This window comes from Caproiciproducens galactitolivorans (assembly GCF_004768785.1).
Taxonomy (GTDB): Bacteria; Bacillota; Clostridia; order Oscillospirales; family Acutalibacteraceae; genus Caproiciproducens; species Caproiciproducens galactitolivorans.
The window spans coordinates 253,276-279,247 of the sequence record NZ_SRMQ01000001.1 but is presented as its reverse complement, the minus strand read 5'-3'; the positions used below and the strand labels follow the sequence as shown (position 1 = coordinate 279,247).

27 protein-coding genes and 2 tRNA genes are annotated in these 25,972 nt (G+C 47.2%); 10 read left to right on the top strand and 19 right to left on the bottom strand.

All coding sequences use genetic code 11. From position 1 onward, the window contains the following. The first annotated feature begins 36 nt into the window (after positions 1–36). From CAGA_RS01290 to rpsR, 5 genes are all read left to right on the top strand, one after another. Positions 37–1,074 carry an RING finger protein gene (locus tag CAGA_RS01290; protein WP_135656900.1) on the top strand — a complete coding sequence of 346 codons (1,038 nt, stop codon included), beginning with the start codon at positions 37–39 and terminating at the stop codon, positions 1,072–1,074. Positions 1,075–1,099: 25 nt separating this feature from the next. Beyond that, complete coding sequence (gene galU / locus CAGA_RS01285; RefSeq protein ID WP_135656898.1) at positions 1,100–1,975, top strand: UTP--glucose-1-phosphate uridylyltransferase GalU; 876 nt, start codon at positions 1,100–1,102, stop codon at positions 1,973–1,975. A 117-nt stretch (positions 1,976–2,092) separates the two neighbouring features. After that, positions 2,093–2,389: a 30S ribosomal protein S6 gene (rpsF, locus tag CAGA_RS01280; protein WP_135656896.1), complete on the top strand. Its 297-nt coding sequence runs from the start codon at positions 2,093–2,095 to the stop codon at positions 2,387–2,389. Positions 2,390–2,407: 18 nt separating this feature from the next. Beyond that, entirely contained in the window at positions 2,408–2,863 is a 456-nt protein-coding gene (locus CAGA_RS01275) for a single-stranded DNA-binding protein (protein WP_135656894.1), read from the top strand. 40 nt (positions 2,864–2,903) lie between these two features. After that, positions 2,904–3,158 (top strand): 30S ribosomal protein S18, encoded by a 255-nt coding sequence (gene rpsR, locus CAGA_RS01270; RefSeq protein ID WP_135656892.1) that lies wholly within the window; start codon positions 2,904–2,906, stop codon positions 3,156–3,158. A 401-nt stretch (positions 3,159–3,559) separates the two neighbouring features. Here rpsR and CAGA_RS01265 read toward each other — a convergent pair whose 3' ends face one another. The 4 genes from CAGA_RS01265 to speE form a co-directional block, all read right to left on the bottom strand. Next, positions 3,560–4,339, bottom strand: coding sequence for an NYN domain-containing protein (locus CAGA_RS01265; protein WP_135656890.1), 780 nt, complete (start codon positions 4,337–4,339; stop codon positions 3,560–3,562). A gap of 117 nt (positions 4,340–4,456) precedes the next feature. Further along, positions 4,457–5,584: an agmatine deiminase gene (gene aguA, locus CAGA_RS01260; protein WP_135656888.1), complete on the bottom strand. Its 1,128-nt coding sequence runs from the start codon at positions 5,582–5,584 to the stop codon at positions 4,457–4,459. Between the two features lie 74 nt (positions 5,585–5,658). Beyond that, positions 5,659–7,272 carry a M20/M25/M40 family metallo-hydrolase gene (locus CAGA_RS01255; RefSeq protein WP_135656886.1) on the bottom strand — a complete coding sequence of 538 codons (1,614 nt, stop codon included), beginning with the start codon at positions 7,270–7,272 and terminating at the stop codon, positions 5,659–5,661. A 65-nt stretch (positions 7,273–7,337) separates the two neighbouring features. Beyond that, the gene (gene speE, locus CAGA_RS01250; RefSeq protein ID WP_135656884.1) at positions 7,338–8,252 is read right to left on the bottom strand and encodes a polyamine aminopropyltransferase; all 915 of its coding nucleotides are present in this window, start codon (positions 8,250–8,252) and stop codon (positions 7,338–7,340) included. Positions 8,253–8,672: 420 nt separating this feature from the next. Between speE and CAGA_RS01245 the strand changes: the two genes are divergently transcribed. Continuing rightward, complete coding sequence (locus CAGA_RS01245) at positions 8,673–9,956, top strand: methyl-accepting chemotaxis protein (protein ID WP_135656882.1); 1,284 nt, start codon at positions 8,673–8,675, stop codon at positions 9,954–9,956. Positions 9,957–9,991: 35 nt separating this feature from the next. Here CAGA_RS01245 and CAGA_RS01240 read toward each other — a convergent pair whose 3' ends face one another. From CAGA_RS01240 to CAGA_RS01210, 8 genes are all read right to left on the bottom strand, one after another. Next, positions 9,992–10,519 carry a cysteine hydrolase family protein gene (locus tag CAGA_RS01240; protein WP_135656880.1) on the bottom strand — a complete coding sequence of 176 codons (528 nt, stop codon included), beginning with the start codon at positions 10,517–10,519 and terminating at the stop codon, positions 9,992–9,994. A gap of 161 nt (positions 10,520–10,680) precedes the next feature. Next, on the bottom strand, positions 10,681–11,244 hold the full coding sequence (dhaS, locus tag CAGA_RS01235; protein WP_135656878.1) for a dihydroxyacetone kinase transcriptional activator DhaS: 564 nt from the start codon (positions 11,242–11,244) through the stop codon (positions 10,681–10,683). A 105-nt stretch (positions 11,245–11,349) separates the two neighbouring features. Beyond that, positions 11,350–12,984 carry a class I adenylate-forming enzyme family protein gene (locus CAGA_RS01230; RefSeq protein ID WP_135656876.1) on the bottom strand — a complete coding sequence of 545 codons (1,635 nt, stop codon included), beginning with the start codon at positions 12,982–12,984 and terminating at the stop codon, positions 11,350–11,352. A gap of 242 nt (positions 12,985–13,226) precedes the next feature. Then, positions 13,227–13,445: a hypothetical protein gene (locus CAGA_RS01225; RefSeq protein WP_135656874.1), complete on the bottom strand. Its 219-nt coding sequence runs from the start codon at positions 13,443–13,445 to the stop codon at positions 13,227–13,229. Between the two features lie 472 nt (positions 13,446–13,917). Next, positions 13,918–14,004, bottom strand: a tRNA-Leu gene (locus CAGA_RS01220). Between the two features lie 72 nt (positions 14,005–14,076). After that, positions 14,077–15,060: a M23 family metallopeptidase gene (locus CAGA_RS01215; RefSeq protein WP_135656872.1), complete on the bottom strand. Its 984-nt coding sequence runs from the start codon at positions 15,058–15,060 to the stop codon at positions 14,077–14,079. An 80-nt stretch (positions 15,061–15,140) separates the two neighbouring features. Continuing rightward, positions 15,141–15,311, bottom strand: a complete 171-nt coding sequence (locus CAGA_RS12545) for a hypothetical protein (protein WP_167875122.1) — start codon at positions 15,309–15,311, stop codon at positions 15,141–15,143. Positions 15,312–15,373: 62 nt separating this feature from the next. Continuing rightward, positions 15,374–16,051, bottom strand: a complete 678-nt coding sequence (locus CAGA_RS01210; protein ID WP_461949985.1) for a sugar transferase — start codon at positions 16,049–16,051, stop codon at positions 15,374–15,376. Positions 16,052–16,209: 158 nt separating this feature from the next. On the opposite strand from CAGA_RS01210, the gene CAGA_RS01205 reads away from it, so the two are divergent. Further along, the gene (locus CAGA_RS01205) at positions 16,210–17,163 is read left to right on the top strand and encodes an ROK family protein (RefSeq protein WP_135656870.1); all 954 of its coding nucleotides are present in this window, start codon (positions 16,210–16,212) and stop codon (positions 17,161–17,163) included. 31 nt (positions 17,164–17,194) lie between these two features. Beyond that, positions 17,195–18,250 (top strand): aldose epimerase family protein, encoded by a 1,056-nt coding sequence (locus tag CAGA_RS01200; RefSeq protein ID WP_135656868.1) that lies wholly within the window; start codon positions 17,195–17,197, stop codon positions 18,248–18,250. A 154-nt stretch (positions 18,251–18,404) separates the two neighbouring features. Here the strand turns inward: CAGA_RS01200 and CAGA_RS01195 are convergent, their stop codons facing one another. From CAGA_RS01195 to CAGA_RS01180, 4 genes are all read right to left on the bottom strand, one after another. Beyond that, positions 18,405–19,058 (bottom strand): flavin reductase, encoded by a 654-nt coding sequence (locus tag CAGA_RS01195; protein ID WP_135656866.1) that lies wholly within the window; start codon positions 19,056–19,058, stop codon positions 18,405–18,407. 91 nt (positions 19,059–19,149) lie between these two features. Next, complete coding sequence (locus tag CAGA_RS01190) at positions 19,150–20,421, bottom strand: replication-associated recombination protein A (RefSeq protein ID WP_135656864.1); 1,272 nt, start codon at positions 20,419–20,421, stop codon at positions 19,150–19,152. 24 nt (positions 20,422–20,445) lie between these two features. Beyond that, positions 20,446–21,699 carry a serine hydroxymethyltransferase gene (locus CAGA_RS01185; RefSeq protein ID WP_279221985.1) on the bottom strand — a complete coding sequence of 418 codons (1,254 nt, stop codon included), beginning with the start codon at positions 21,697–21,699 and terminating at the stop codon, positions 20,446–20,448. Between the two features lie 54 nt (positions 21,700–21,753). Then, complete coding sequence (locus CAGA_RS01180) at positions 21,754–22,407, bottom strand: TraX family protein (protein ID WP_167875121.1); 654 nt, start codon at positions 22,405–22,407, stop codon at positions 21,754–21,756. A gap of 132 nt (positions 22,408–22,539) precedes the next feature. Here CAGA_RS01180 and nth point away from each other — a divergent pair, with 132 nt between their 5' ends. Continuing rightward, positions 22,540–23,190 (top strand): endonuclease III, encoded by a 651-nt coding sequence (gene nth / locus CAGA_RS01175; RefSeq protein ID WP_135656857.1) that lies wholly within the window; start codon positions 22,540–22,542, stop codon positions 23,188–23,190. A 65-nt stretch (positions 23,191–23,255) separates the two neighbouring features. Continuing rightward, positions 23,256–23,331: transfer RNA gene (locus tag CAGA_RS01170), tRNA-Ala, on the top strand. Between the two features lie 250 nt (positions 23,332–23,581). On the opposite strand, the gene CAGA_RS01165 is transcribed toward CAGA_RS01170, so the two are convergent. The 3 genes from CAGA_RS01165 to CAGA_RS01155 all read right to left on the bottom strand — a co-directional run bounded on the left by CAGA_RS01165 (position 23,582) and on the right by CAGA_RS01155 (position 25,959). Continuing rightward, positions 23,582–24,163: a DUF6143 family protein gene (locus tag CAGA_RS01165; RefSeq protein ID WP_135656855.1), complete on the bottom strand. Its 582-nt coding sequence runs from the start codon at positions 24,161–24,163 to the stop codon at positions 23,582–23,584. A gap of 100 nt (positions 24,164–24,263) precedes the next feature. Then, positions 24,264–24,731 (bottom strand): 6,7-dimethyl-8-ribityllumazine synthase, encoded by a 468-nt coding sequence (gene ribH / locus CAGA_RS01160; RefSeq protein ID WP_135656853.1) that lies wholly within the window; start codon positions 24,729–24,731, stop codon positions 24,264–24,266. 22 nt (positions 24,732–24,753) lie between these two features. Then, on the bottom strand, positions 24,754–25,959 hold the full coding sequence (locus CAGA_RS01155) for a bifunctional 3,4-dihydroxy-2-butanone-4-phosphate synthase/GTP cyclohydrolase II (RefSeq protein ID WP_135656850.1): 1,206 nt from the start codon (positions 25,957–25,959) through the stop codon (positions 24,754–24,756). Positions 25,960–25,972 lie beyond the last annotated feature (13 nt).

Below are 25,972 nucleotides of genomic sequence, written 5' to 3'. Positions count from 1 at the left end.
ATAAGCCGCTTTATATTTTCTACAGGAGGTTAAAGAATGATTGATTATACAGGTTTACACTGCCCTGTTTGCGGAAAGCCTTTTGCCCGCGACGATGATATTGTGGTTTGCCCGGAATGCGGCGCTCCTTATCACCGCGCGTGTTACGCCAGTGAAGGCAAATGTGTTTTCTCCGACAAACACGGCACTAATACCGCATGGGCGCCGCCAAAGCAGGAAGCCCAAAAGGAACCTGTGAATCGGGCAGAATGTAAAACAAAGCGCTGTCCGCGCTGTGGAAACATGAATTCGCAAAACGCGATGTTCTGCGACCGTTGCGGGCAGTCCCTTACAATAAATCAGCAGGATACACCGGGATTCCAGCAAAATCCGTCGAATCCGCAGAACGGCTTCCCGCCGTACGGCGCTCCTTTTCAACAAGGGCCGGTTCCCTTTCTATTTGATCCAATGGGCGGGGTAAACCCAAACGAGCAAATCGACGATGTTTCCGCCGGGGATATTTCCAGGCTGGTGCAAAGCAACACCCCTTATTATCTACCTGTTTTTATGAATTTAAAACGCTTTGGGAAAAACCGGTTCAATTTTAGCGCATTTCTGTTTTCAGGGGGCTGGATGCTGTACCGGAAGCAGTATAAAACCGGTTCCATTGTAACCGCCGTCATGACGGTTCTGTATCTGATCTCCACATACGTATCGATTCATTTTGCCACTCCTTTGCTGCAGGCCATGTTTCAAAAAGAGGGACTCTCCTTGGATTCCTCGAATGTAACTTATGCACAGATGATGCAGGTTCTTGCCCAGCTTTCCCAGCAGCCGGATCAACAAGTGTTTTTATTCTGCCTGCCGACCATTATCGCCGTAATTCAGTTTATTATTATGCTGATTGTCGGATTTAACGGAAATAAATGGTATTTGAAGCACTGCGTGAGTAAGGTGAAGCAAATCCGCCAGGAGGCGCCGGATGCTACCCACGCTGCAATTCAGTACCAGGAACAAGGCGGCGTAAACACGGCACTTGCAATCTGTCTTTTAATCTGCTATCTGATTGTAATGTATCTTCCTCAAATCTTATAATTGTATATTTAGGAGTTGTTAATTCATGAAAGTAACCAAAGCTGTCATTCCTGCCGCAGGACTGGGAACCCGCGTTCTGCCTGCGACAAAATCTATGCCGAAAGAAATGCTGCCCATCGTGGACAAGCCAGCAATCCAATACATTGTTGAGGAAGCTGTCCGTTCCGGCATCAAAGATATCCTGATCATTACAAACCGCGGCAAAGGCCTGATTGAAGATCATTTTGACCGCGTCCCTGAACTGGAAGCGCGCCTGACCAGCAGCGGGCCGGAAAAAGAGAAAATTTTAAAGGAAATCATCGATATTGCCCATCAAGCAAATATTTACTTTGTGCGCCAAAAGGAAACGCGCGGCCTCGGCCACGCGGTAAACTGCGCAAGATCTTTTGTCGGTAACGAGCCGTTTGCGGTTTTGTACGGCGACGATGTCATTATGGGAGAAGACCCCGCCTGTGCCCAGCTGATACGCGCGTATGAGGAATTCGGCAAAGGCGTTTTAGGAGTAAAGCAGGTTTCCGCCGAAGCCATTACGAAATACAGCTCCCTGAAGGTTGAAAATATTCACGACAATTATTTCAAATGCACAGATATGATTGAAAAACCGTCTCCGGATAAGATTATGTCCCTGTATTCCATCCTTGGCCGTTGCATTCTCACGCCGGATATTTTTGATATTCTGGATAAAACGGAACCGGGCGCGGGCGGTGAAATCCAGCTGACCGACGCAATGCGCACGCTGGCGCGCTCCGTCGGCATGATTGCGGTTGAATACACTGGAAAACGCTACGATATGGGGAACAAGCTCGGAATTATGCAGGCTCAGGTGGAAGCCGCGCTCAAGCACCCGGAAATCGGGGCGGAATTCAAAGCCTACCTGAAGGAACTGTGCAAGGAAATATAAATTTTTATTGACTTCGTAGAAACAGACTGATATAATTATTCTGTTAAGCCGCAATTTTCGGCTTTTATCCTTGCTCCGGATTGATTCCGGGGCCAAAGTCCAAAAGGAGGTGCAATTATGTCTGGAGTAAAAAATTCCTATGAAACCGTATTTATCCTTTCTACTAAGCTTGGTGAGGACGCAATCGCTTCGCTGGTGCAGAAATTCAAGGATCTGATTGAAGCACACGGTACCATCGACACCGTTGACGAATGGGGCAAGCGCAGACTTGCGTACCCGATTCAGAAGCAGGAAGAAGGCTACTACACTTTAATCAGCTTCACGAGCGCGCCTGAATTCACCGCGGAACTCGACAGAATCTTTAAGATTACCGATGGTGTCCTTCGTTCTCTCATCATCCGGAAAGATAGCTAAGAAGGAAGAGTGATTTGAATGCTCAATGTCGCTGTTTTAATGGGCAGACTTGTTGCCGATCCGGAGCTTCGGCATACGCCGAATGATATTTCGGTAACAAGCTTTACACTAGCGGTAGACCGTTCCTATGTAAAAGCCGGAGCGGAGCGTCAGGCGGACTTTATCGACGTTGTCGCATGGCGCAGCACAGCTGACTTTGTGTGCAAATATTTTCACAAAGGGCAGTTGGTTGCGGTGCAGGGTTCCATTCAAACAAGAACCTATACAGACAAAGAAGGTAACAAGCGCAAAGCGTTTGAAGTTGTAGCCGATAACGTCCATTTTGCGGAATCAAAACGCGACAGTACCGGAACGCAGGGCAGCAATTATCATTCGAAACCAGATACCGCCCTTGAGCAGTCTGCTCCTGCTTATGCAAGTGGAGACACAGGCGATTTTGAGGAAATTCCATTGGACGACGATTTGCCGTTCTGATTTCCTCTTTAAATTATGATGAGAAAAGGAGGCTTTTGCCATGGCTGATAAAAACGATAAGCAAGACCGCCGCCCCGGCGGGCGTAAGTCCCGCAAAAAGGTTTGCGGTTTTTGTGTTGACAAGGTAGATTCGATTGATTACAAGGATGTTGCAAAGCTCCGCCGTTTTATTTCTGAAAGGGCGAAGATTCTTCCCCGCAGAGTAACCGGAACATGTGCACATCATCAGCGCGAATTGACCGTCGCTATTAAGCGTGCGCGTCACCTCGCATTGCTCCCTTTCAGCAGCGACTGATATTCACATTCCTGCAACTTAACAAGAAAGAGCGAACGCGCGGTTGCGTCCGCTCTTTTTCTTTTTCCAAAAAGCACGCTGAAATGGATCCTCACGGTATGAAAGCCGTACTGGTGCGGCGCAAACATTTACAGTATACTGAGACAGGCGCCCTTTATCGGTCGGAAATGCTTTTTGGTTGTCTGTTTTATACAACTTTAAATACTACTCATGAAAAATGTGACTATAAGTCTATATCCGGAAAGACATGTATTTCAGTCAAAGCCATCCCATTTTCATCTTTTCCGGCGCTTCAAATAAAGCGATACAATCTGAATAAAAATACGGTTCGCCAATACAATCTAATAGCGAGAGGCAGCGGCTAAGCCGCTGCCCTATCTCGCTGCCTTCAAGAAAATTTCCTATTTACGGGATTTTTTATTATTGTTTTGAGAAGACGAAGGATTTTTCTCTTTTACATATACAAGACGGTTATACCCATCGCTGTTTTTTTCTGAATAGATATCAAAAATTTTAAAGGATTGAAGGAGCGGGGTAAGCTTTTTAAATCCATAATTGCGAACGTCAAAGTCTGGATAACGGCGCAGCAGCATGTTTCCGATTTCACCCACAAATGCTCGTCCATCATCATCCGATATTTCCTGTACAATGGTCTGAACGGTATTTTTAATAACCTCAAGCGGCGTTGTTTCTACTGTTACGGCTTCTTCTTCCCCGGTTTGGGTTTCTTCACCCTGAGCGGTTGTCTGCGCAAGAACCTCTAAATAGCGAAATTTATTGCAGGCCGAGATAAAAGCCTGCGGAGTTTTCTTTTCCCCCATTCCAACAACATACATGCCGGATTCGCGCAGGCGGACAGCAAGGCGGGTGAAATCACTATCACTTGAAACAATACAGAACCCCTCTACGTTCCCGGAATACAAAATATCCATCGCGTCGATAATCATAGCGGAATCCGTTGCATTTTTTCCAGTTGTGTAGCTGTATTGCTGAATCGGCGTGATAGAATATTCCAGCAGTACGTTTTTCCATGTACTAAGCGCAGGCTTCGTCCAGTCGCCATAAATCCGTTTGTAAGTCGCCACGCCATCGTTCGATACCTCATCCAAAATAAACTTGATAAACTTTTCCGAAACATTATCTGCGTCGATCAGTACGGCTATCCGATTGTCATTGGGCATACCAAGACCTCACTTTATTTTTTATACCTCTATTTTACTAGTATAATTGAATTGATAAAGATTATCAATCCGGAACCGCAGTTTCCGATCAAACGATAGGCCTCCAACCGTAAAGGCTTATTCTGTGCATTCTTTGCCGCTTGGCTGCTGCTGCGTAATGCAGTGGATATTTCCCCCGCCCAAAAGAATTTCGCGGGTCAAAACGCCCACCACTTTCCGTTCCGGAAACATCTCCCGTATCTGCTCAAGAGCAAGCGCATCGTTTTCATCGCCGTACTGGGGAACAATTACGCCGCCGTTGACAATCAGGAAATTCATATAAGAGCCCGGGCAGAGATCCCCCTCCATTCTCGGGCGGGTTCCTTCTACCATATCAACGCCTTTGGACTCTTCATGGGTGATGCGAACCGGTTTTTTCGGCAGGCAGAGCTTGCAGACCTTCAGCCTGCGTCCCTTGGCGTCAATGGTGTTGGACAGCAAATCGTAAGCATCATGTGCAATCCGATAGAACGGATCATCCCTATCATCCGTCCAAATGCAGGCAACAACGCCCGGACGCACGAAGCAGGCGACATCGTCGATATGTCCGTTGGTTTCGTCCGGGTCAATTCCCTCTTTTACCCACACAACCTTTTCTATGTTTAAGTACTCGCGCAGATTTGCCTCAATCTGTTCCTTTGTAAACCCCGGATTCCTACCGGGACTCAGTAGACAGGATTCCGTAACCAGAACTGTGCCTTCGCCGTCAACGTGAATGGAACCGCCCTCTAAAACGAAACGATCGGGCTTGTAGCGGGTAATTCGTTCGATTTCACAGATCTTGGCCGCAACAAGCGCGTCCTGATCCCATGGAAAATACAAACCGTCATAAAGGCCGCCCCACGCGTTGAAATCCCAGTCAACCGCCCGGACGTCTCCCCTGTCATTGACAACAAAAGTCGGTCCGCAGTCCCGAATCCACGCGTCGTTGCTGGTCATTTCCACTACGCGGATTTGCCCGCTGTCCTTCAGCATGGCGCTTGCGTTTTCATATTGATCCGGGCTAACGCACATGGTAACCTGCTCGAACTGCGCAATTGCCCTTGCAACATTGCAAAAAACCTCCTGCGCCGGCTTTCCGCCATTGCGCCAGTTGTCCGGTCTCTGCGGCCAAAGCATCCATGTGCCCGTATGATTTTCAAACTCCCCGGGCATTCGGTAGCCGTCTTTTCGGGGTGTTGAATCTTCTTGATAGATTACTTTCACAGCTGCTCTCCTTTCTGCATGTGTTACGTCGGTCGGACCAATCAGGCATTCTTTCTAAGAGGGATCTATGCCCTTTAAGACTTGCCTTCATCGCTCTGCATTTTCTCAATGAAATCCAGTAAAAGCCCCGGAAGCACATCCTGAAAATACGGAAGATACAGCCTTTCCCCCCTTTTGTGCGCATCTTTGCCGATGGGGCCGATATTGATAACTGGGATATCAAGCTGCTGCATTTTTTCAAGCGGATACGGCGTACCGACATTCAGCCCCACAAGGTTTTTCCGCAAAAGGGAAATGTCCTCGTCGTCGCCTTGGAACCCAAGCTCGCTCAAATCCGATATGCCCTCATACACTTCGGACAGCCGAATGTCAATTCCTTCTTCTTTGCGGGCTTCGATCAACTGCTCTGCGATAGCTTCCACTTTCCGCTCTTTCTCGCTGATCCGTAGATTCACGCGGGAAGGGCAGTATGGCGGCAGAAAACCGATGACAAACGCCGGCCCCTCCAATTGGACTTCTCCGCAAAGTTCATTCACAAAGTGCAAACAGCAGTCCTGAATATCCATATCCTGCGGACACCGGCGGATAAATGCCTTTAAGCCTTCCTCATGGCTGCGTCCCGATTTCTGCTCGTATTCCGTACAAAGCTCTTCAAAAGTCCGTATTTTAACAGCCTTTTTTCCCGTGTTGGCCTGTTCCAGCGCATTTTTTGCAGAGGAAACAGCAAGTTGTCGGATCAAATGAAGGATATCCCCCGGCCTTTTCCTTACAAACAGATAATTAAAATACATAGCGAAGCGGTTTGGAACCGTTACGGAATAGCTCTTTCGAAAATCCATTGTCCTCAGGCAGCAAATGGGCGGATATTTTTTTTCCATATAAATTTCCGTAAATTCCGGATTATTCTCAATCGCTATTCCCAAGTGAAATGCCATCAGCGCGGCGCTGATCCCTTCAAAATATTCGCCCACATGGCTTTCCTTCCCCACAGCCAGCACAAAGGGAGTAACCATTCCGATTGTGCCAAGATAAATCCGTCCGCATTCCTTGCTTTCCGGAGTAATGGTCGGTTCGCTGTCAATACAGCAGAGGAATTCGTATTTTTCATCCCGCAGGGAACAGAAATATTCTACCGCCTGATGAATCCCGTTCGCATTGTTCTCTTCATCGACAACCGGTATCCAAAGCAGATTGACTCTCAGTTTTTCCATATGCAGGGCATAATATTTCATAACCGCCCACTGGGCCGCCAGCCCGGATTTCATATCCGCCACCCCCCTGCCGGCGAGATACTCGCCGCTTTGGAGCTCGCTGCGGATTTCTTCGCGGATATCCGCTTTTGAAAGCGCTTGTGTATATTGGAGCGGCTGAAACGCCAAATCCTTCAACGGGCCGCACGCTTCGGTATCGACCGTATCAATGTGGCCGCTGAGAATTATGGTCTTTTTCGTAGTGGGATTTGCCTTCAAAAAAGCTACCAGATTTTTTCTTTTTAAAGGATCGCCCTCAACCATCTGTAAAAATAGGCATTCCGGATTTTCCTGAAAATACGGTATTGTTTTCAGGCTTTCATACAAGAACTTTGTTCCGTTGTTTTCGCAGCCCTCTCGCCCGTTTATGGTGTTCACCGCGCAAAAGTCCAATAAAAAGCGGAGCATCTCTTCCGAATCCAATTCCTTCCGGCGCAACCTGCATCTCTCCTTTTCCGATAAAATGAATGGACCGGTTTTCGCGCCGGCCCATTATTTTGAATTTATTCGACATAATCTTTATGGGGAAAAATCGGGAGCGTATTCGGGTCCGTTCCAGCCAGCATTTCATTTACAAAGGTAGGAAGGGCAAATGCGCCTTCATGGATTTGGGAATTATAATACATGGTTTTCAGGCCGAACGCTTCCCAGCGCTCTGCCTGATGGTCACGCACCGGGTCATATTTTTTGGAAGCAAAACCGAACAGCCAGTGACCGGACGGATACGTAGCGATATTGTACTGGTATACCCTTACGATCGGAAACACGTCTTTGATTTTCCGGTGCGCCTTGCGCATTTCCTTTACATGGAACGAATAATAAGGAGATTCGTGCTGGTTAATCAGAATGCCTTCGTCTGAAAGGACACGGAAGCACTGACGGTAAAATTCCGTGGTGAACAGCCCCTCGCCGGAACCGATCGGGTCTGTGGAATCCACAAGGATCAAGTCATAGGAAGCATCCGGCTTGTTCTTTACATAATTTAGGCCGTCTTCAAAGTGCAGATGGAGGCGCGGTTCATTTGCAATATGGCCCGCTGTCTGCGGAAGATACTGCTGGCAAAGCCGCACAACCCGCTCATCGATTTCCACAAGATCAACACTTTCAATATGTTTATAACGGCATATTTCACGCGATGTTCCCCCGTCGCCGCCGCCGATAATCAAAACGCGCTTGATATCCGGGTTTGTCGCCATAGGCACATGGGCGATCATATCATGGTAAGCAAATTCATCTTTCTGTGTAACCATCATCAGACCGTCTAGTGTAAAGAAGCGGCCATACGTTTCCGAATCGAAAAAATCGATTCTCTGGTAAGGCGTTACCTCCGTATGAAGCGGTTTTGTTACCTTAATCGAAAATTTTGTGCTACTGTCCCAGTTTTGCGTGTACAGAATATCAACAAGAGGATTCTCCATCCTTTGCTCTCCTTTTCATTTAAAATTGATCAAATTGTAAATTATAATAGCATACTGCCCTTCCAATTTCAATTACTATTTTTTCCAATCATTTTTAATTTATCATAATCTTTTTACTGCTGTTTTCACGCTGAATAAGAAAAATTGTCGAATTCTGGCGATTGATCTTTTCCTTTATTTAAAATCCTTAAATTTGATTATGAAGTAGAATTATGGGAATTTTTTTGGTTATTTTCTGTAAAAAATTCGTTATAATTCATTATAAAATAGAATAAATTGACTTATTCTGTTAAAATATATTTTATAGGAATAATTTATCTTCTTACCGCATTTGACTGAAAGGGGCGATTGATGGTCGTACTTTTTACTTCTAAATCCAATATTTCTATCTAGTAATCATTCCAAGGAGGTTAAAACCAAATGAAAAATTTAAAAGATTTGAAACTGCCCCGTTTAAAACTTTCCGATATGAAAATCCAAAAAAGGCTGCTGCTTGGATTTATTATCGGAGCAATCTTTATCGCCCTATGCGGTGGTTTAGGCATCTTGGGAATTTTAAGCAGCAGCGGTTCATTGAACTCTTTCGCTATTGTCTTAATTCTGATCACGATCGTAGGAATCCTTTCTTTAATATCCATATATTTCTCGATTGTGAAAACAATTAGCAAGCCAGTAGAAGAGCTGATCGAGGCAGCTACACAGTTCGCCGAGGGAAATTTGGACGTTAACATTACCTTCCGGTCTCAAAATGAATTGGGCCAGCTTGCCGACGCCTTCCGCTTTGCTATGCAAAGCCTACGCTACGCGATTAATGAAATAACGAATAAACTTGTAAAAATTGCAGAAGGCGATCTTTCCTTAAAGCCGCTAAAGGGTTATGCGGGCGATTACGCTCCGATTGCAACAGCGGTAAATACCATCTTAGATTCATTAAATGGGACATTTAAAAATGTTCTAACCTCCTCCGAACAGATCAGCAACGGCTCAAACCAGGTAGCCAGCGGAGCGCAAAACCTGGCACAGGGAGCCACGGAACAGGCCAGCGCCATCCAGGAACTTTCCGCAACCATATCCGACGTTTCCCAGCGGGTAAAAGAGAACACCGAGCACGTCACCGAGGCAACGTCTTACATAGAGGAAACCACAAAACAGGTGCAGCACAGTAACCAGCAAATGCAGCAAATGCTTGAAGCGATGAATAACATCAATATCTCTTCCAACGAAATCAGTAAAATCATCAAGGTAATTGATAATATTGCATTCCAAACCAATATTCTGGCTTTGAACGCCGCCGTTGAAGCCGCCAGAGCCGGAGCGGCAGGGAAAGGCTTCTCCGTTGTTGCCGACGAGGTACGCAATCTTGCAAGCAAATCCGCTGACGCAGCGAAACAGACAACCCAGTTAATTGAAAACTCCATTGAAAAGGTTACAGATGGAACACAGATTGCCGACAGCACCGCGCAGGCATTGAACATGGCAGCCGAGCAAATGGCAAATGTGCAGGACACCATACGGAAAATAGAACAGGCCTCCACCGCACAGGCAACGGCCATCTCGGAAATAACCAAGGGAATCGAACAGGTTTCCGCAGTCGTCCAGACAAACTCCGCAACAGCGGAGGAAAGCGCGGCCGCAAGCGAGGAACTTTCCGCACAGGCAAAAATTTTAAGGTCCGAAGCCGAAAAAGTAAAACTTCGCGCCTAAATTGCAAACACCCCGTGGAATCACGGGGTGTTTTTTCATCCGTTTATAATCTCAATCTGTAATTCCTTCATAATATCAAGCGCCTCCTGATTCAAGCGCGCGTCGTTACTGGCTGTACAGGCGGCATCCACACGGATTTCCGCTTCCGGAAGCGCCGCCTTTGCCAGCACGGCATTTGAGAGGACGCAGATATTGGAAACAACACCAGCAAACTCAACGCAGTCATACTGCTTGTCCGCGAGATATTCGGCAAGCTGCATGGAACCAAAGGCCGGCTTTTCGAAGCATTTATCTTCGGTACGGCAGAGAGCGGCTATTTTTCCGTACAACCTCCAGCCCTCGGTGTTTTTCAGGCAATGCGGTACGGGAAGCTTCCTTCCCTCCTGTGTATTCAGATAATTGGATTCATGTGTGTCATAAGTAAAGGCTACTTCCCAGCCATTCTTTCGATAGTCTTTTATTTTTTCTGCAATCTGGTCCTCCAGCAAAACCGCATCTTGAAAACCCAGGCTTCCGGAAACAAAATCATTTTGGTAATCCACGATAATCAATATCTTCTTCATAGCAACATCCCTTTTCACGGATTTTCTTTTTATCCATTATAGCACGTTTTCTTTTGAGGCACACAAAATACATAATTTTTTTCTAATTATATTTAGAAAGCCCGTGCAGGAAGCCTTTCCGATCTTTAGAGGGTTCTTGCATGGGCTTGTCATTTCTGGAATCAAACGGAATCCTTTGCGTATTTTTCTATTGCGCGGGGAATATCCCCTTCGATGAGTTTGCACAGGCTATCAACGATACGCTTCGGATCCTCCTGCATATCTTCCAAAATCCATTGCGCCAAAATGCCAATGAAAGCGTAAGAATAAAAATTCGCCATGAAATCTTTCTCACGGTCGGAAACGTTCTTCCCGTTGGCAACTTCATTAATGACCCCCATCATTAAATCATATGTAACCTCGTGCAAAAAATGGTCCAGATGTTCGCGCCCAATCGAATGAAACGTATTCTTGCAAAACGCTTTATTGTCCATAACATACTGGAATATCATCAAAAACCCCTGCGGCCACGTGCTGTAAGTTCGATAACCGGCAATTCCGTCAATCGCTTCCGTACGGTAAATCCAACCCAAAAGGTCGTAGATATCCTGAAAATGATAATAAAATGTCTGACGGTTTACCCCGCATTCCGTTACCACATCGACGACGGTTATTTTATCAAGCGGCGTTTTCTCCATCAGTTTTTTCAGGGAAGCTGCCAATGCTCTTTTTGTTACCGAAGACATAGTTAAGCCCCTCGCTTCGAAAATGGATGTATCATTTATTCGTATGTATTATGGTAACACAGTTATGATTCTTTTACAACAGAACGCGAAGGCTGCGCTTCGGTTTTATTTTGTCGTTTCGGCTTCGACCAAACGCTCGCCGCAGTAAATTTCGCGCAGACGGGGTTTTTCAATTTTCCCGGTCGGATTTCTCGGCACGTCCGCAAAAATTATCCTGCGCGGCCTTTTATAGCGCGGGAGATTCATGCAGAACTCCCGTATATCCTCTTCCGTACAGGAAACATCCGGTTTCAATTCGATGATCGCAGCGGCGATTTCGCCCAAACGGTCGTCCGGAAGCCCAATAACCGCGACGTCCTTTATCGCCGGATGTGCGCGCAAAAAGTCCTCAATCTGTACGGGATAGAGATTCTCTCCCCCGCTGATAATAACATCCTTTTTGCGGTCGACCAGATAAATGAAACCGTCTTCGTCCATACGCGCCATATCGCCGGTAAAAAGCCATCCGTTTTTCAGCGTTTCCGCAGTTGCTTCCGGATTGTTGAAGTAGCATTTCATAACGCCTGGACCTTTCACAATCAGCTCGCCCACTTCGCCCGGGCAAACCTTTTGGCCCTGATCGTCGACAATCGCGGCCTCCCAAAGGTACCCCGCTTTGCCGATTGCGCCTACTTTATGTATATTTTCAACGCCAAGATGCACGCAGCCCGGACCGATGGATTCGCTGAGCCCGTAGTTCGTATCATAAAGATGCTGCGGAAAGACCTTTTTCCAGCGACGGATTAGGCTGGGCGGAACGGGCTGGGCGCCAATGTGCATCAGCCGCCACTGATCCAGACGGTAATCCTGGAGCCGGATGTCCCCATGCTCTATAGCGTCCAGAATATCCTGCGCCCAGGGAACCAGCAGCCAAACAATCGTGACTTTTTCTTCGGAAACCGCCTGTAAAATCCACTCCGGTTTCACCCCGCGAAGGAGCACCGCTTTTCCGCCCGTCAAAAGGCTGCCAAACCAGTGCATTTTCGCACCGGTGTGGTAAAGCGGAGGAATACACAAGAAGACATCCTCATGCGTTTGCGAATGATGATTCTGCTCGGTAAGGCAGGAGGAAATCAACGCCTTGTGCGAATGAAGAATCGCCTTGGGAAAACCAGTCGTACCGGAAGAAAAATAGATCGCCGCGTCATCGTCGTCCTTCAGATCAACCGCCGGCGCGGTAGATGAACAATACGCAACAAGTTTGTCGTAACTGTCAGCAAAGGTCGGCTTGTTTTCTCCCACATAGAAAAAGGTCTTCACGCCATGCAGATGGTCGAATATCTGCTCCACACGTCCGATAAACTCCGGACCGAACACAAGCGTATTCGCCTCTGCCAGTTCCAGACAGTATTTGATTTCTTCGGCTGTATAACGGTAATTCATCGGAACCGCAAGCGCCCCAGTCTTTAAGATTCCAAAATAAATCGGAAGCCATTCCAGGCAGTTCATCAGGAGGATTGCCACCCTATCCCCCTTTTGAACACCGCGGGTAAGAAGGAGATTCGCAAACCGGTTCGCTTTTATATCGAATTCCCTCCAAGTCATTTCACGGCGATATTTCTCGGAAGAACTGGACTCAATTAAATTATATTCCCGCCATGTAACCGCACGATCCGGCTGGTTCGCCGGATTGATCTCGACCAGACTGATTTCCGTGGGGTAGAGCTTCGCGTTTCTTTCAAGAAAATCTGTAATTGCCATTTTACATCAACTTTCTTCTTTCAATTTGAGATGAAGGGGAATCTCAGTATGATGTGATTTTATTTTTTCCTTCTGTCCGATTATATCATAATTTAGCCAGTAAAACCATTAAAGTAATAAAGTTTATAAAAATAATTTATTTAATAATAAAAATATGTGGTTTAAGGCGAACAGCAAGCATCGTCCTTATGAAAAAAAGCATCCGTCGTCAAACAACGGATGCTTTATCATCAATTTCCATTTTAAAAGAAGGAAATCATATCTGCGGGAATCTGATATTGCCTTGCGATTACCGTCTTAATTTTCTTCTCGTCCAGCGTAGGGAGTTTATTGATGCTGTCTATAAAATGCTTTGTAGGCTGCGCGCATCGTCTTCCGCTCTCATTGTAAAGCTCAATGTTAATTACGCTGATTCCCTCAAAGGTTTTATTGGCAATCACGACAACTTTATCGATTTTCATTTCACCACTCCCTTTCTTCATAAAGAATAATTTAATATTTGACAAAAGTCAACTCTTTTTTTGTATAAAAACTTACCAATAATCAACGCCATTTTTCTGTTTTTACCAATTTTAACGTGTTAAACTTAGGTGATTGTGCCAACGAATTCATTTCCTATGTTTTACAGTCCGATCCTACTCTGCATTTCCAACTGTTCCGCTCTTTTCAAAATCGGGAACGAAACACCGGTACACAACTGGGATGCGATCAAAAGAAATAATATAAAAATAGAATCCTTCAGATATGCCAAAAACACCGTAGCTGAAAAGCTGCGGTGTTTTTTTTGCATACTGTGCCCGCGTTCCGCGAGTACCCACATTTTCCGAAATGATTCGCCTTTCTGCTGCTTCCCCCACCACCTGCACCGCAGTTCGCATTATGAATCCGTCAACGTGAAAAAGCAGCCCGACCCATAAGGGCTGGACTGCTTTTTGGTGCTGGTGGCCAGACTTGAACTGGCACGGTGTTGCCACCGAGGGATTTTAAGTCCCTTGCGTCTGCCGATTCCGCCACACCAGCGTGCAAACTGTCAAATTGGCGGTTCAACGTTTGCTATTATAGCATAGTGTGGCGGAAAAATCAATGAAAAATTTACTGCTCATATTGGATTTCGATTGGAATTTTCCTGCAGTATTCTTTGGTCGTTGGGTTACGGACAACCGCTGACTGGTTTTGGCGCAGCAGCTTTGTGAGCTGATAAACATCCACCCAGATTTCATTGTTGCATTCCTTTTGGCTCTCATCAAAAATAAGCTGAAGCCCAAAATGCAAATGGCTTAGATTAATGTTATTGACATTCTCCTTTGTGCTGTAGCCCGTATGGCCCACATATCCAATTACGTCGCCCGCGGTAACTGTCTGCCCAACCGCCAAATCCGCCGCATACGGGCGATTTTGCCTTAAATGGGCATAATAGTAATACCGCATCTTATCAAAGCTGCGAATCCCGATGCGCCATCCCCCGTATTGGTTCCAGCCAAGCGCTTCCACCACGCCGGACTCCACCGCAATGACAGGCGTTCCGGTCGCCGCAATCATATCATGACCTAAATGCTGCCGCTTATAACCGTAGGTTCGCGCGGCTCCAAAATCATCGTAATCATGATAGGGAAACGATTTGGCAATTGGCGAAAAGCCGATCAGGCCGTATTTTTCCTCGCCGTTGATTTTGTAACTGCCCAGCAAGCCTCCCAAAACGGCTGTGTATGCTTTATGATAATACGTATAATGTTTCATATTCTTCGTTAGTTCATCGATGCTCTGCGTTTGCAGCTTTTCGACAAGGATATCCATATCATTGCTCTTATAATGGGAGAAATTCCCGCCGTACTTCGCCGCAAGATAAGCAAGCAGTTCAATCCAATTATATTTTATCTCCTTGTCATGTGAAGAAATATCGAGGTTCATTGCTTTTTTCAATGCGATATAGGGAACATTAAACTCAACATATTTTATGTAGTCGCCTGCCGAAGCCTGTGTCTCGGCAACGGCAGGCGCGCTTCGATTAAAGCAGCTGGAGGAGGCAAAAACAACTGCAGCAACGAGCAAAAGAAAAAGAGCTATTATTTTTTTCATTTTCATACAATTGTAAAACAAGCGATCACCTACTGTCCTACAATTATTATGATGACAATGAGAAAAATATAGCTCAAAAATTAAAGATCATCTGCATCCTGATCCGGTTTTTGCCCGTCCTGGGACGTTCCCGTATAACTTCCCAGTATATCGGACGGGATATCGCCCCTGCCCATATTCGGAAGCGTTGAAGCCATCTTGTAAGCCTTTCCTTCTTTCCTCTCACAACGTTGTTTGCGGTCTGCATCCATAGATTTTCACCTCTCCCTTATTATGAGCGGCAACGGGAAAATTATGAATGCATTACGAACTTTTATTTGAGAACGGCCCCAACCGTCTGGAACATAATTTTTATATCATTGAAAAGCGTGATGTTTTTCATGTATTCCAGATTATACGCCATCTTAGGAGGCAGAATCTGCTCAATATAAACCTGTTCCGGATTTTCCGCCGCATTTAAAAGGCGATCTTCGTCCTTAAAGGCAATGCTTGAGGTTGCGGTTATTCCGGGACGGATTAAAAGTGTCGCCATATACTCCGGCGTATAGGCTTCCACATATTTCCGCACCTCCGGACGGGGACCGACCAGGCTCATGCTGCCGTTCAATACATTTAATAACTGGGAAAATTCATCCAGCCTTAATTTGCGGATAATACGGCCCATTCTGGTAATGCGCGGGTCGTCCCCAACCGTAAGCGGCGGGCCGATCTTATCGGCATCCAGAACCATGGTTCTGAACTTAAAAATCTTAAAATCCGTATTATAGCGGCCGACACGGGTCTGACGGTAAAAAACCGGGCCTTTGGAATCCAGTTTGATTGCAATCGCCAACAGGAGAAAAAAAGGAGACAGCAAAGTTAAAATAATAAGGGATACAACGACGTCATACACCCGCTTTAAGAAAAGGGAAAATTTTCGTTTATTCAGTATTTCGACATATTCTTTTGTATATTCGTTTTTCATACTTTCTGGCAGGGTTTCGAAAATCACAATACGCTCTCCATTCTGATTTGTTTGTAGTATTATAGCACATTTTTGAGTCCGATAACAAATTTACCACATTCCTTATGCAATATGTTTACATTTCATGCGTCGAAATGTTATACTATAAGCAATATTGCGAAACAGCGAATAAAGGGGATATGGTAATGTATTATCTTGGTATTGATCTGGGCGGGACAAACATCAAAGTTGGTGTGGTTGATGAAAATAACCGGATCATCGCGACTGCGAAAAAAAAGACCCGCGTACCCTGTTCGTCGGACGAAATGTGCGAACAACTTGCCAGTACTGCTTACGAGGCGCTGGAAAACGCCGGAATATCCATTGATGATGTTCCATGGGTTGGAATCGGAACTCCCGGTACGATAAACCGCGACACCGGTGTGGTGGAATTTTCAAACAACCTGCATTTCAAGCATTTTGAGCTAAAAAAACTGCTGGAAGCCAGAATGAACAAGAGGGTTATCGTTGAAAACGACGCCAACGCCGCCGCATACGGCGAATATCAGGCAGGCGCTTTGAAAGGAACCAAAAACGCCCTTGCCATTACGCTAGGGACGGGCATTGGCAGCGGTATTATTATTGACGGTAAAATCTACGCCGGTTCTAATTTCGGCGCCGGTGAAATGGGGCACACGGTTATTGCGTATAATGGGCGCCACTGCACCTGCGGCCGCGACGGATGCTGGGAAACCTATGCTTCCGCCACCGGTTTGATCCGTTCAACAAAGGAAGCCATGGAAAAAGTAAACGATCACAACGCGCCGATCTGGAAACTGGTCAATAATGACCTGAACAACGTAGACGGCCGTACCGCTTTTGACGCAATGCGCGCAGGCGACCCCACCGGAAAAGCGGTTGTAGATGAATACATAGCCTACCTTGGATGCGGCCTGGTGAACTGCATTAACACATTCCAACCGGATGTCCTCTGCATCGGCGGCGGCATCTGCAATGAAGGAGAAACCCTTCTGAAGCCCCTGCGCGAATATGTTGCCAGTCAGGCTTATACCATCAGCGAGGACAAGCGGACAAAGCTCTGCAGGGCAATGCTCGGCAATGACGCCGGAATCATCGGCGCCGCTTTACTTGGAAAATAATTTTATTCCATAATATAAAGAGGAGAACAAAATGAGTCTTGATAAATCGATTTTCGGGATTCTGCCGGACGGTACGGAAGTTGAAAGCTACATCCTTAAAAACACCGGCGGAATGACCGCGCAAATCATCACGTACGGCTGCCGGATTGTGAAATTGCTTGTACCGGACAAACGGGGAAATTTCGGCGACGTGGTGCTGGGGCATGACAAGCTAGAGGATTATTTGGCACAGGGAGACGTTTTCGGCGCTGTTGTGGGCCGCTTTGCAAACCGCATCGGCGGAGCGGAATTTACAATCGACGGCAAGCGCTATGCTCTTACCGCCAATAACGGCAGGAATTCCCTGCACAGCGCCCCCGGTGGAATTCAGGACCGCGTCTGGAGATTGAAATGCAGCAATCATGACGACGACGCGCCTTCCGCTACTTTTTCCTATTGCAGTAAGGACGGTGAATGCGGATTTCCCGGTAACCTTGATATTACGGTTACCTATTCCCTTTCCACCGATAACGCCTTAATCATAGAATATACCGCAAAAACCGACCACGAAACGCCGGTTAACCTTACAAACCACTCATATTTCAATATCAGCGGAAACGCCAAAAAAGATATTTTATCACAGGAACTGCAAATAAATGCCGATTATATCACGGCGGTCGGTCCCGATTTAATTCCGACTGGCGAGCTGCTGCCGGTCGCGGGTACAGCCTATGATTTCAATAAGCCCAAAACCATCGGGCAGGATATCCGGGCAAACGACAGCTTATTAAAAAGCTTCGGCGGCTATGACCATAATTTCGTGCTGAAAGGCGGGGACGGGATGAAAAAAGCCGGCGAGCTTTACGACCAGGTGAGCGGACGGGTAATGTCCGTTTTTACCGATATGCCCGGCATACAAGTTTATACTGCAAACGGTATTACCGTTGATACGGGAAAGGGCGGCATAAAATATCGGTCGCACCACGCGATCTGCCTGGAAACACAGTTTTTCCCCGATTCCATGCACCATGAAAATTTCCCGTATCAAAACCTGAAACCGGGTGAAAAATACGAGCACACAACCATTTACAAATTTACAGTTCGATGAAAAAGGGCGGCCCGCTTACGCAGGCTGCCCTTCCTTTCTGAAAAGCATAGAAAAGGGCTTGCCGCCTGTTCTTCACAGGCAGCAAGCCTTCTCCGGGTTTTGCTTTCTTTTAATACTCTCCCAACGTTTGGGGGCATTTAAACCGGCAGCTCTTTTATTTACGTTTAAAAGCGGATTTCGGAGCGCCACAGATCGGACAGACCCAATCATCCGGCAAATCCTCGAAAGGAACATCGGGATCATTGTAAACATAACCGCAAACCGTGCAGACCCAACTGTTCCCATCCAGTTCTTCTTCCGGCTGTTCAGCCTGATAGGTCGGCGCATTTTTCGGCGCCTTGCCCTTAATTACCTTATGATAGTAATCGTACGTCATGGGCTTGCCCTTTGCTTCGTCGCTTCCGGCAACGACTTCCGCAATAAAGATGGTATGCGTAGGTGTTTCCACACTATTCACTACGCGGCAGAGCAGCCAGCAGCAGATGTTCTCTTTCAGAACCGGGACGCCCTCTGCCAAAATCTTATGGCGGACATTGCTGAGCTTATCGATATCGCGGCCGGAATTAAAACCTAATGCGCCGATTACTGCGCCGGAGGTATCCTCCGACAAAACGGAAACGGTAAAAATGCCGTTTTCTACAATGCATTCATGGCTATAATTATTGTGGTTCATGCTTACCGCTATCATATTCGGGTCGTTGCAAACCTGAGCAACCGTATTTACGATACAGGCGGAAGCTTTCTTATCATCCTTCACACCAATCGCATACATGCCGTATGTCAAATTAAAGAGAATTTCGTTTTTCATAACGTTCACCTCCCATTTATATCCATGATAGCACTCCGGTGCACTACGCACAAGACGATAATACAAAAATTTTAAAAAATTAAAATAAATTTCATTTATTTTCCCCTTTAATCCTGCTCCAATAAGCCTGATACGCCTGCTCCGTCTTATTCTGCCCATATTTATAATACCGGACGTCTTTCAATTCATACGGCAGATACTGCTGTTCCACCCATTTGTCCGGATAATCATGGGGGTATTTATAAAACTGCCCTTTATTGGGGTTGTCTTCCCCATCATAATGTTTATTTTGAAGCTGACGGGGAATATTCCCGATTCTTCCCTTTTGAATATCGGCAATTGCGGCGTTGATTGCGCAGTACGCCGAATTGGATTTCGGGGCATTGCATACCAGTACCACCGCATCGGCCAGCGGAATACGCGCTTCCGGAAAGCCGACCTGCATCGCGGCATCTACTGCCGCTTTCACAATCGGGATAATCTGCGGGTAGGCAAGGCCTACATCCTCGCATGCACAGACCATCAGCCGCCGGCAAATGGAAGGCAGGTCCCCGGCCACAATCAAACGCGCCAGATAGTGAAGCGCGGCATCAGGGTCCGAACCGCGCATCGACTTTTGAAACGCAGAAAGGATATCGTAATGCTCGTCCCCTGCACGGTCATACCGCAGGGCGCTGCGCTGAGTCAGCTCCTTTGCTTTTTCCAGCGTTACAAAGCAAGAGCCGTCTTTCTCGTCGCCGGAAAGCACGCAAAGTTCCACCGCATTCATCGCCTTGCGCACGTCCCCGCTGCAAGCAGAAGCAATCACCTCGGCCGCGCCGTCCTCCACCTGGATTTTCCGGTTCTGCTCCTGCTCCATGAAACGGAAAGCACGCTGTACCGCCAGCAGGACATCTTCTTTTTCCACAGGCTTGAACTCAAAAACCGTAGCCCGGCTGAGAATCGCGTTATAAATATAAAAATACGGATTCTCCGTTGTCGAAGCAATCAGCGTAATCTGTCCGTTCTCAATAAACTCCAGCAAGGTTTGCTGCTGCTTCTTATTGAAATACTGGATTTCATCAAGGTAAAGTAGGATGCCGTTCGGCGCGGCAAAGGTGTCAAGCTGATCCACCACCGAACGGATATCCGCGGTTGACGCCGTCGTTCCGTTCAGTTTATACAGGCTGCGGTTGGTTTTCTTTGCAATGATGGAAGCTAGCGTGGTTTTTCCAATTCCGGACGGCCCGTAAAAAATCATATTCGGAATAACACCGGAATCAATAATCCGTCGCAGAGCCTTGTCCGGATCAAGAAGATGATGCTGGCCGACAATGTCGTCCAGACTCTGTGGGCGCAGCCGGTCTGCTAAAGGTGCCGCCATGGTCACCACACCACCCTGTTTTCGTTATTCATATAAAGGATAGTGGCTGCAGATTTCTGTAACCATCGCACGAATTTCTTCTTTTCTTGCATTAAAATCATTGATAACAAAGCTAATGCATTCGGCAATCTTATCCATATCCTGTGTATTCAGGCCGCGGGTTGTAATTGCGGGGGTGCCCAAACGGACGCCGCTGGTAATGAACGGGCTGCGCTGCTCATTCGGCACGGTGTTTTTATTTGCGGTAATATAAACCGCGTCAAGGCGCTGTTCAAGCTCTTTTCCGGTCAGCTCCATCCCGCTCAGGTCGATCAGCATCAGGTGATTATCCGTACCTCCGCTGACCAGCCTTACGCCACGTTTCATCAGTCCGTCCGCAAGGGCCGCGGCATTCTCGACTATGCGATGGCCGTAATCCTTAAACTCCGGCTTCAGCGCTTCGCCGAAGCATACCGCCTTGCCTGCAATAATATGCATCAGCGGCCCACCCTGCGTGCCGGGAAAAATTGCTTTATCTATGGCTTTTGCATATTCCTCACGGCAAAGGATCAAACCGCCGCGGGGCCCGCGAAGGGTCTTGTGCGTAGTGGAAGTAACCACATCCGCCCATTCAACCGGGTTGGGGTGCTCACCGGCAGCGACAAGCCCGGCAATATGCGCCATATCCACCATCAGATATGCGCCGCACGCATCGCAGATTTCACGGAACCGTTTGAAGTCAATGATTCGCGGATACGCGCTCGCGCCCGCAACGATCATTTTCGGTTTTTCCTTCATGGCGGTTTCATAGACTTTATCGTAATCAATCCGTCCTGTTTCGGGGTCTACTCCATAGGGAATGAAATGAAAATATTTGCCTGAAATGTTCACCGGGGAACCGTGTGTAAGGTGGCCGCCTTCCGAAAGGCTCATCCCCATTACGGTGTCTCCGGGATTCAAAAGGGCAAAATAAACCGCAATATTGGCTTGCGCGCCGGAATGCGGCTGTACATTGGCATGCTCCGCGTGGAAAAGCTCACAGGCTCGATCTCGCGCAAGATTTTCGACGGCATCAACATACTGGCATCCGCCGTAATACCGTTTTGCCGGGTAACCTTCCGCATATTTATTCGTCAGTACGCTGCCCATAGCGGCCATGACGGCGGGGGAAACAAGGTTTTCGGAGGCAATCATCTCCAGATTGCGCTGCTGGCGCTTTAATTCTTCCTTCATCGCCGCTCCGACTGCGGGATCCGATTGAGAAATAAAGCCTATGGTATCCATCATATCGCTGTACAATTTTATCATTCCCTTTCCCTGAATTATTTATTGATAATTATACACGATCATGTGCTAAAAGGCAACTATACGTACAAAATACAGCAGTAACAAATGCGCTGGATAAAATACGTAAAAAAAGTATTTCCAGTCCGGCTTTCCCTTCTTCCCACTATAAAACAGGATTGGAACGCCGGCCGCCGCGGCATACAATTTTATCGTTCCCGTTAAGAAACTGTAACCCGTATTAAACAGAACAAACAGGAGAACCCCTTTGGTTTTTACATCCCGTAAGCAATAAAAGAGGATAACGAGCGTTACGCCGAACCACCCATAGTCCGTGTGGAGCACCTCTGCCGTTAAGACAGGAATGACCGCGAGAGTACACGCTAGAAAGGGCTTTGTTTCCAGAAATGTCCGGAGAAAGGAAATCGCCGCCAGCCCAAAGAAAAGGGTAAAAAACACATTCTGTTTTTGAGGATTCCAAATCGTACTGTAAAATGCAAGATCATACGGTATTTCGGACAGCAGCGCAAACAGAAACAGGCGTCCGAGATAGGCCCGTACATTGGAAGTATAAAGGACCCCCTGCGCGATAAAGAAGCAAAAGAGCGGGAAAGAAAGCCTGCCAATTATACGGAACAACGGAATCTGCGGGAAAAATATGGCTCCGATGTGATCGATCAGCATAGTAACAATTGCAAGAATTTTTATCTGCGCCCTGGTCATATTTTCCCCAGCTTCCATTTTTTGATGTATTTACCAATATGATATTTGATAAACTTTTCCCTGTCAACTTGTACTTTTGTGAAATCTAAGATAAAATAACAATACATCAACATTTTGCAGGAGGGAATGGTTATGACCCGGAAACAGCGCGCGGCTTTGGCGGTGGAAGCTTTAAAAAAAGAATATCCGGACGCCATCTGTTCCCTTACCTATACCGACGCCTTTCAACTGCTGGTCGCAACCCGCCTGTCCGCACAGTGTACGGACGCAAGGGTAAACCTTGTTACCCCTGCCCTCTTTGAAAGGTTCCCCGACGTGGATGCCTTTACGAAAGGAACAGTCGAAGAAATTGAAGAATTAATCCGTACCTGCGGGCTTTACAAGACAAAGGCACGGGATATTCTTGCCATGTCCAAAATGCTGAAGGAGGAATACGGTGGCGTGGTGCCGGACACAATCGAAGAATTGACCCGTCTGCCGGGCGTGGGCAGAAAAACCGCCAATCTGGTGGTCGGCGATATTTATCACAAACCGGCGGTTGTCACAGACACACACTGTATCCGTATTTGCGGAAGAATCGGCCTGAGCGAGGGCAAGAACCCATTTAAGGTGGAAAAACAGCTTCGCGAAGTACTGCCTATGGACGAGTCAAACGACTTCTGCCACAGGCTCGTTCTGCATGGCCGGAAGGTTTGTACCGCCCGGAATCCGCAATGCGAAGAATGCTGTCTAAAAGACATCTGCAAATTTGGAAAAGAAAAGTTGTCGGAAAAATTAAAATAATAGTTGAAATTGCCGTGCCAACGTGATATAATTATTTTCGTCGCGCGGGAGAAGCGCGGAAATATGGGCCTGTAGCTCAGCTGGGAGAGCGTTCGGTTCGCATCCGAGAGGTCAAGGGTTCAAATCCCTCCAGGTCCACCATGCAAGAGGAAATCTTTTTACAGATTTCCTCTTTTCTATTTTCACACTGCTGCTACAAGCGCTGTGAATTTCATCTTTCCATTTTCTCCGGATTTCACCCCGGAAAAATTTTGAAGTAAAATTCAATGCCTCTCAGACTGTCGAAGAACCCATCCTTCGCTTAACGCGTCGGATGGGTTCTTCGACAGTCTGAGCAAGGTACCTTGAAAGCACCTTGCTTCTTTATAAATAATAGCTTCTTGTCCTGCGCTCAGTTCTTTTGCGTATAAAATGCAAAACAGGATATTTTTTCTTCCCACCAACCGAAGGCAATTCTCCCCGCCGCAGCTGAAACATCCTCCGTCACCGACAAGAAAACAAGGAATGAACCCCCGGGCGGAAAAATCAATTTCCCGTTTTCGGTATCCACCACAGTTGTTCCCGATTCTCCCCTGCGCACAAACGCTTTAACCCCGCCGGTCGGTTCGCCGGATACATTCGATGCTACCTGCAATTGAACACGAGGATGCGGAACGGGGCGAATCGCTGTATTGGACGGGGTTACCGGAACGGATTCGAACGAGCCCTTGGGCGGGGTTGCGTTAAACCAGAATTGGGCGCGGAAGGGCGAATCCGATATATCGGTTACCGTCCAAACATTCACATATAAATTGACGCCGGAATTCGGCGGATTGTATAGCCGGGCCCAGGCGCTGGTTCCATTTCCAAGGCTTAAATTATCCCCATAACCCATAAAATAATTGCCGTTCAAGGATTCGTACAATTCGATCGGAATGTTTACGCTTTGATCATAACTATACCGAATGATGTTCGGCCCCGCAGAATTGAGCATAATGTCACCTTTTTCTGTTGCTTTCGTATCCCATTTTATGTGGAATTAGCGGATGCTGTGCTTAGAAAAAGGCTTTATACTGTTATATTTTATATATTTCCTAATTTGAAAGTTTCCTGAGCAGATTTGCCATTTCAATGGTGGTAAGCGCCGCGTCGCTGCCCTTATTTCCGGACTTTGTACCGGCGCGTTCAATGGCCTGTTCAATGTTATCCGTCGTTAAAACGCCGAAAGCGACCGGCGTTTCCGTTTCCAGCGAAACGCTGGCGATTCCTTTGGAAACCTCATTGCTTACATAATCAAAATGCGGCGTTGAACCGCGGATAACCGCGCCAAGGCAGATAACCGCGTCATATTTCCCGGATTTTGCCATTTTCTTTGCGGCAAGCGGGATTTCAAATGCGCCCGGAACCCAGGCGACTTCGATTTCTTCTTCCTTCGCGCCGTGGCGTTTCAAAGTGTCCAGCGCGCCGCTCAAAAGGCGGCTTGAAATAAACTCATTAAACCGGGAAACGACGATCCCGAATTTCAGTTTTTCCGCAACCAGTTGTCCTTCCATTACTCTCATGTGAACTCGCTCCTTTTCATGCTTAAGATGGGATATGGGAAAACAAATGCCCCATTTTTTCCTCTTTTGTTTTCAGGTAGAAGGCATCTTCTTTACAGGGAGCAATCTCGATCGGAACTCTTTCAATAATTTCCACTCCAAATCCGTCCAGCCCGTAAATCTTGCTTGGGTTATTCGTCAACAGGCGAATTTTTCGAGCGCCTAAGTCCTGCAGGATCTGGGCGCCGATCCAGTATTCCCGCAAATCGGGCGCAAAACCCAATTCCAGATTAGCTTCTACGGTATCGCGGCCTTTTTCCTGCAATTCGTATGCCTTCAGTTTATTGATAAGCCCGATTCCGCGCCCCTCCTGGCTCATGTAAAGAAGAATCCCGCGCCCTTCTTTTTCAATTTGGCGCATCGCCGCCGCAAGCTGCTGCCCGCAGTCACAGCGCAGGGAACCGAACACATCCCCTGTCAGGCATTCCGAATGCACCCTGCACAAAAGATTCTCGCCGTCGCCGATATCCCCCTTTACCAGGGCAACATGATGCTCTCCGGTTAAGTCATTGACATAACCATGAATCTGAAAGTCGCCATAAGCGGTGGGCAATTTGGCGCTGGCCATATGGACAACATGCTTGTCATGGCGCCTGCAATAATCTTGCAGATCATGAATAGTGATGAAAACGAGCCCATGCTGTCGCGCAAATTCCCAAAGCTGGAGCGTACGCATCATATGCCCGTCCTCCGCCATTACTTCACAGCAGAGCCCGCATTCCCTCAGCCCCGCCAGCCGCATAAGGTCAACGGTCGCTTCCGTATGGCCGCCGCGCACCAGAACGCCGCCCCGCCTAGCAACAAGCGGAAACATATGCCCCGGCCGGCGGAAATCCTCGGGTTTGGCGCCAAGCTCGACACATTTCAGCGCCGTCAGCGACCGTTCCGCGGCGGAAATGCCGGTTGTAGTATCCACATGGTCAATGGAAACCGTAAAGGCGGTGGTATGATTGTCTGTATTTTCCGCAACCATCTGCGCAAGCCCCAATTTATGGCCCAACTTACTATCCATTGGCATGCAAATCAGCCCTTTTGCATATGTTGCCATAAAATTCACGTTTTCACAGGTTGCATATTGCGCCGCACAAATCAGGTCGCCTTCGTTCTCCCGGTTTTTGTCGTCCGCGACAAGAATAATTTTTCCTGCGCGCAAAGCATCCAGCGCTTCCGGAATCGTATTGTAGTTCATTACGAAAACCTCC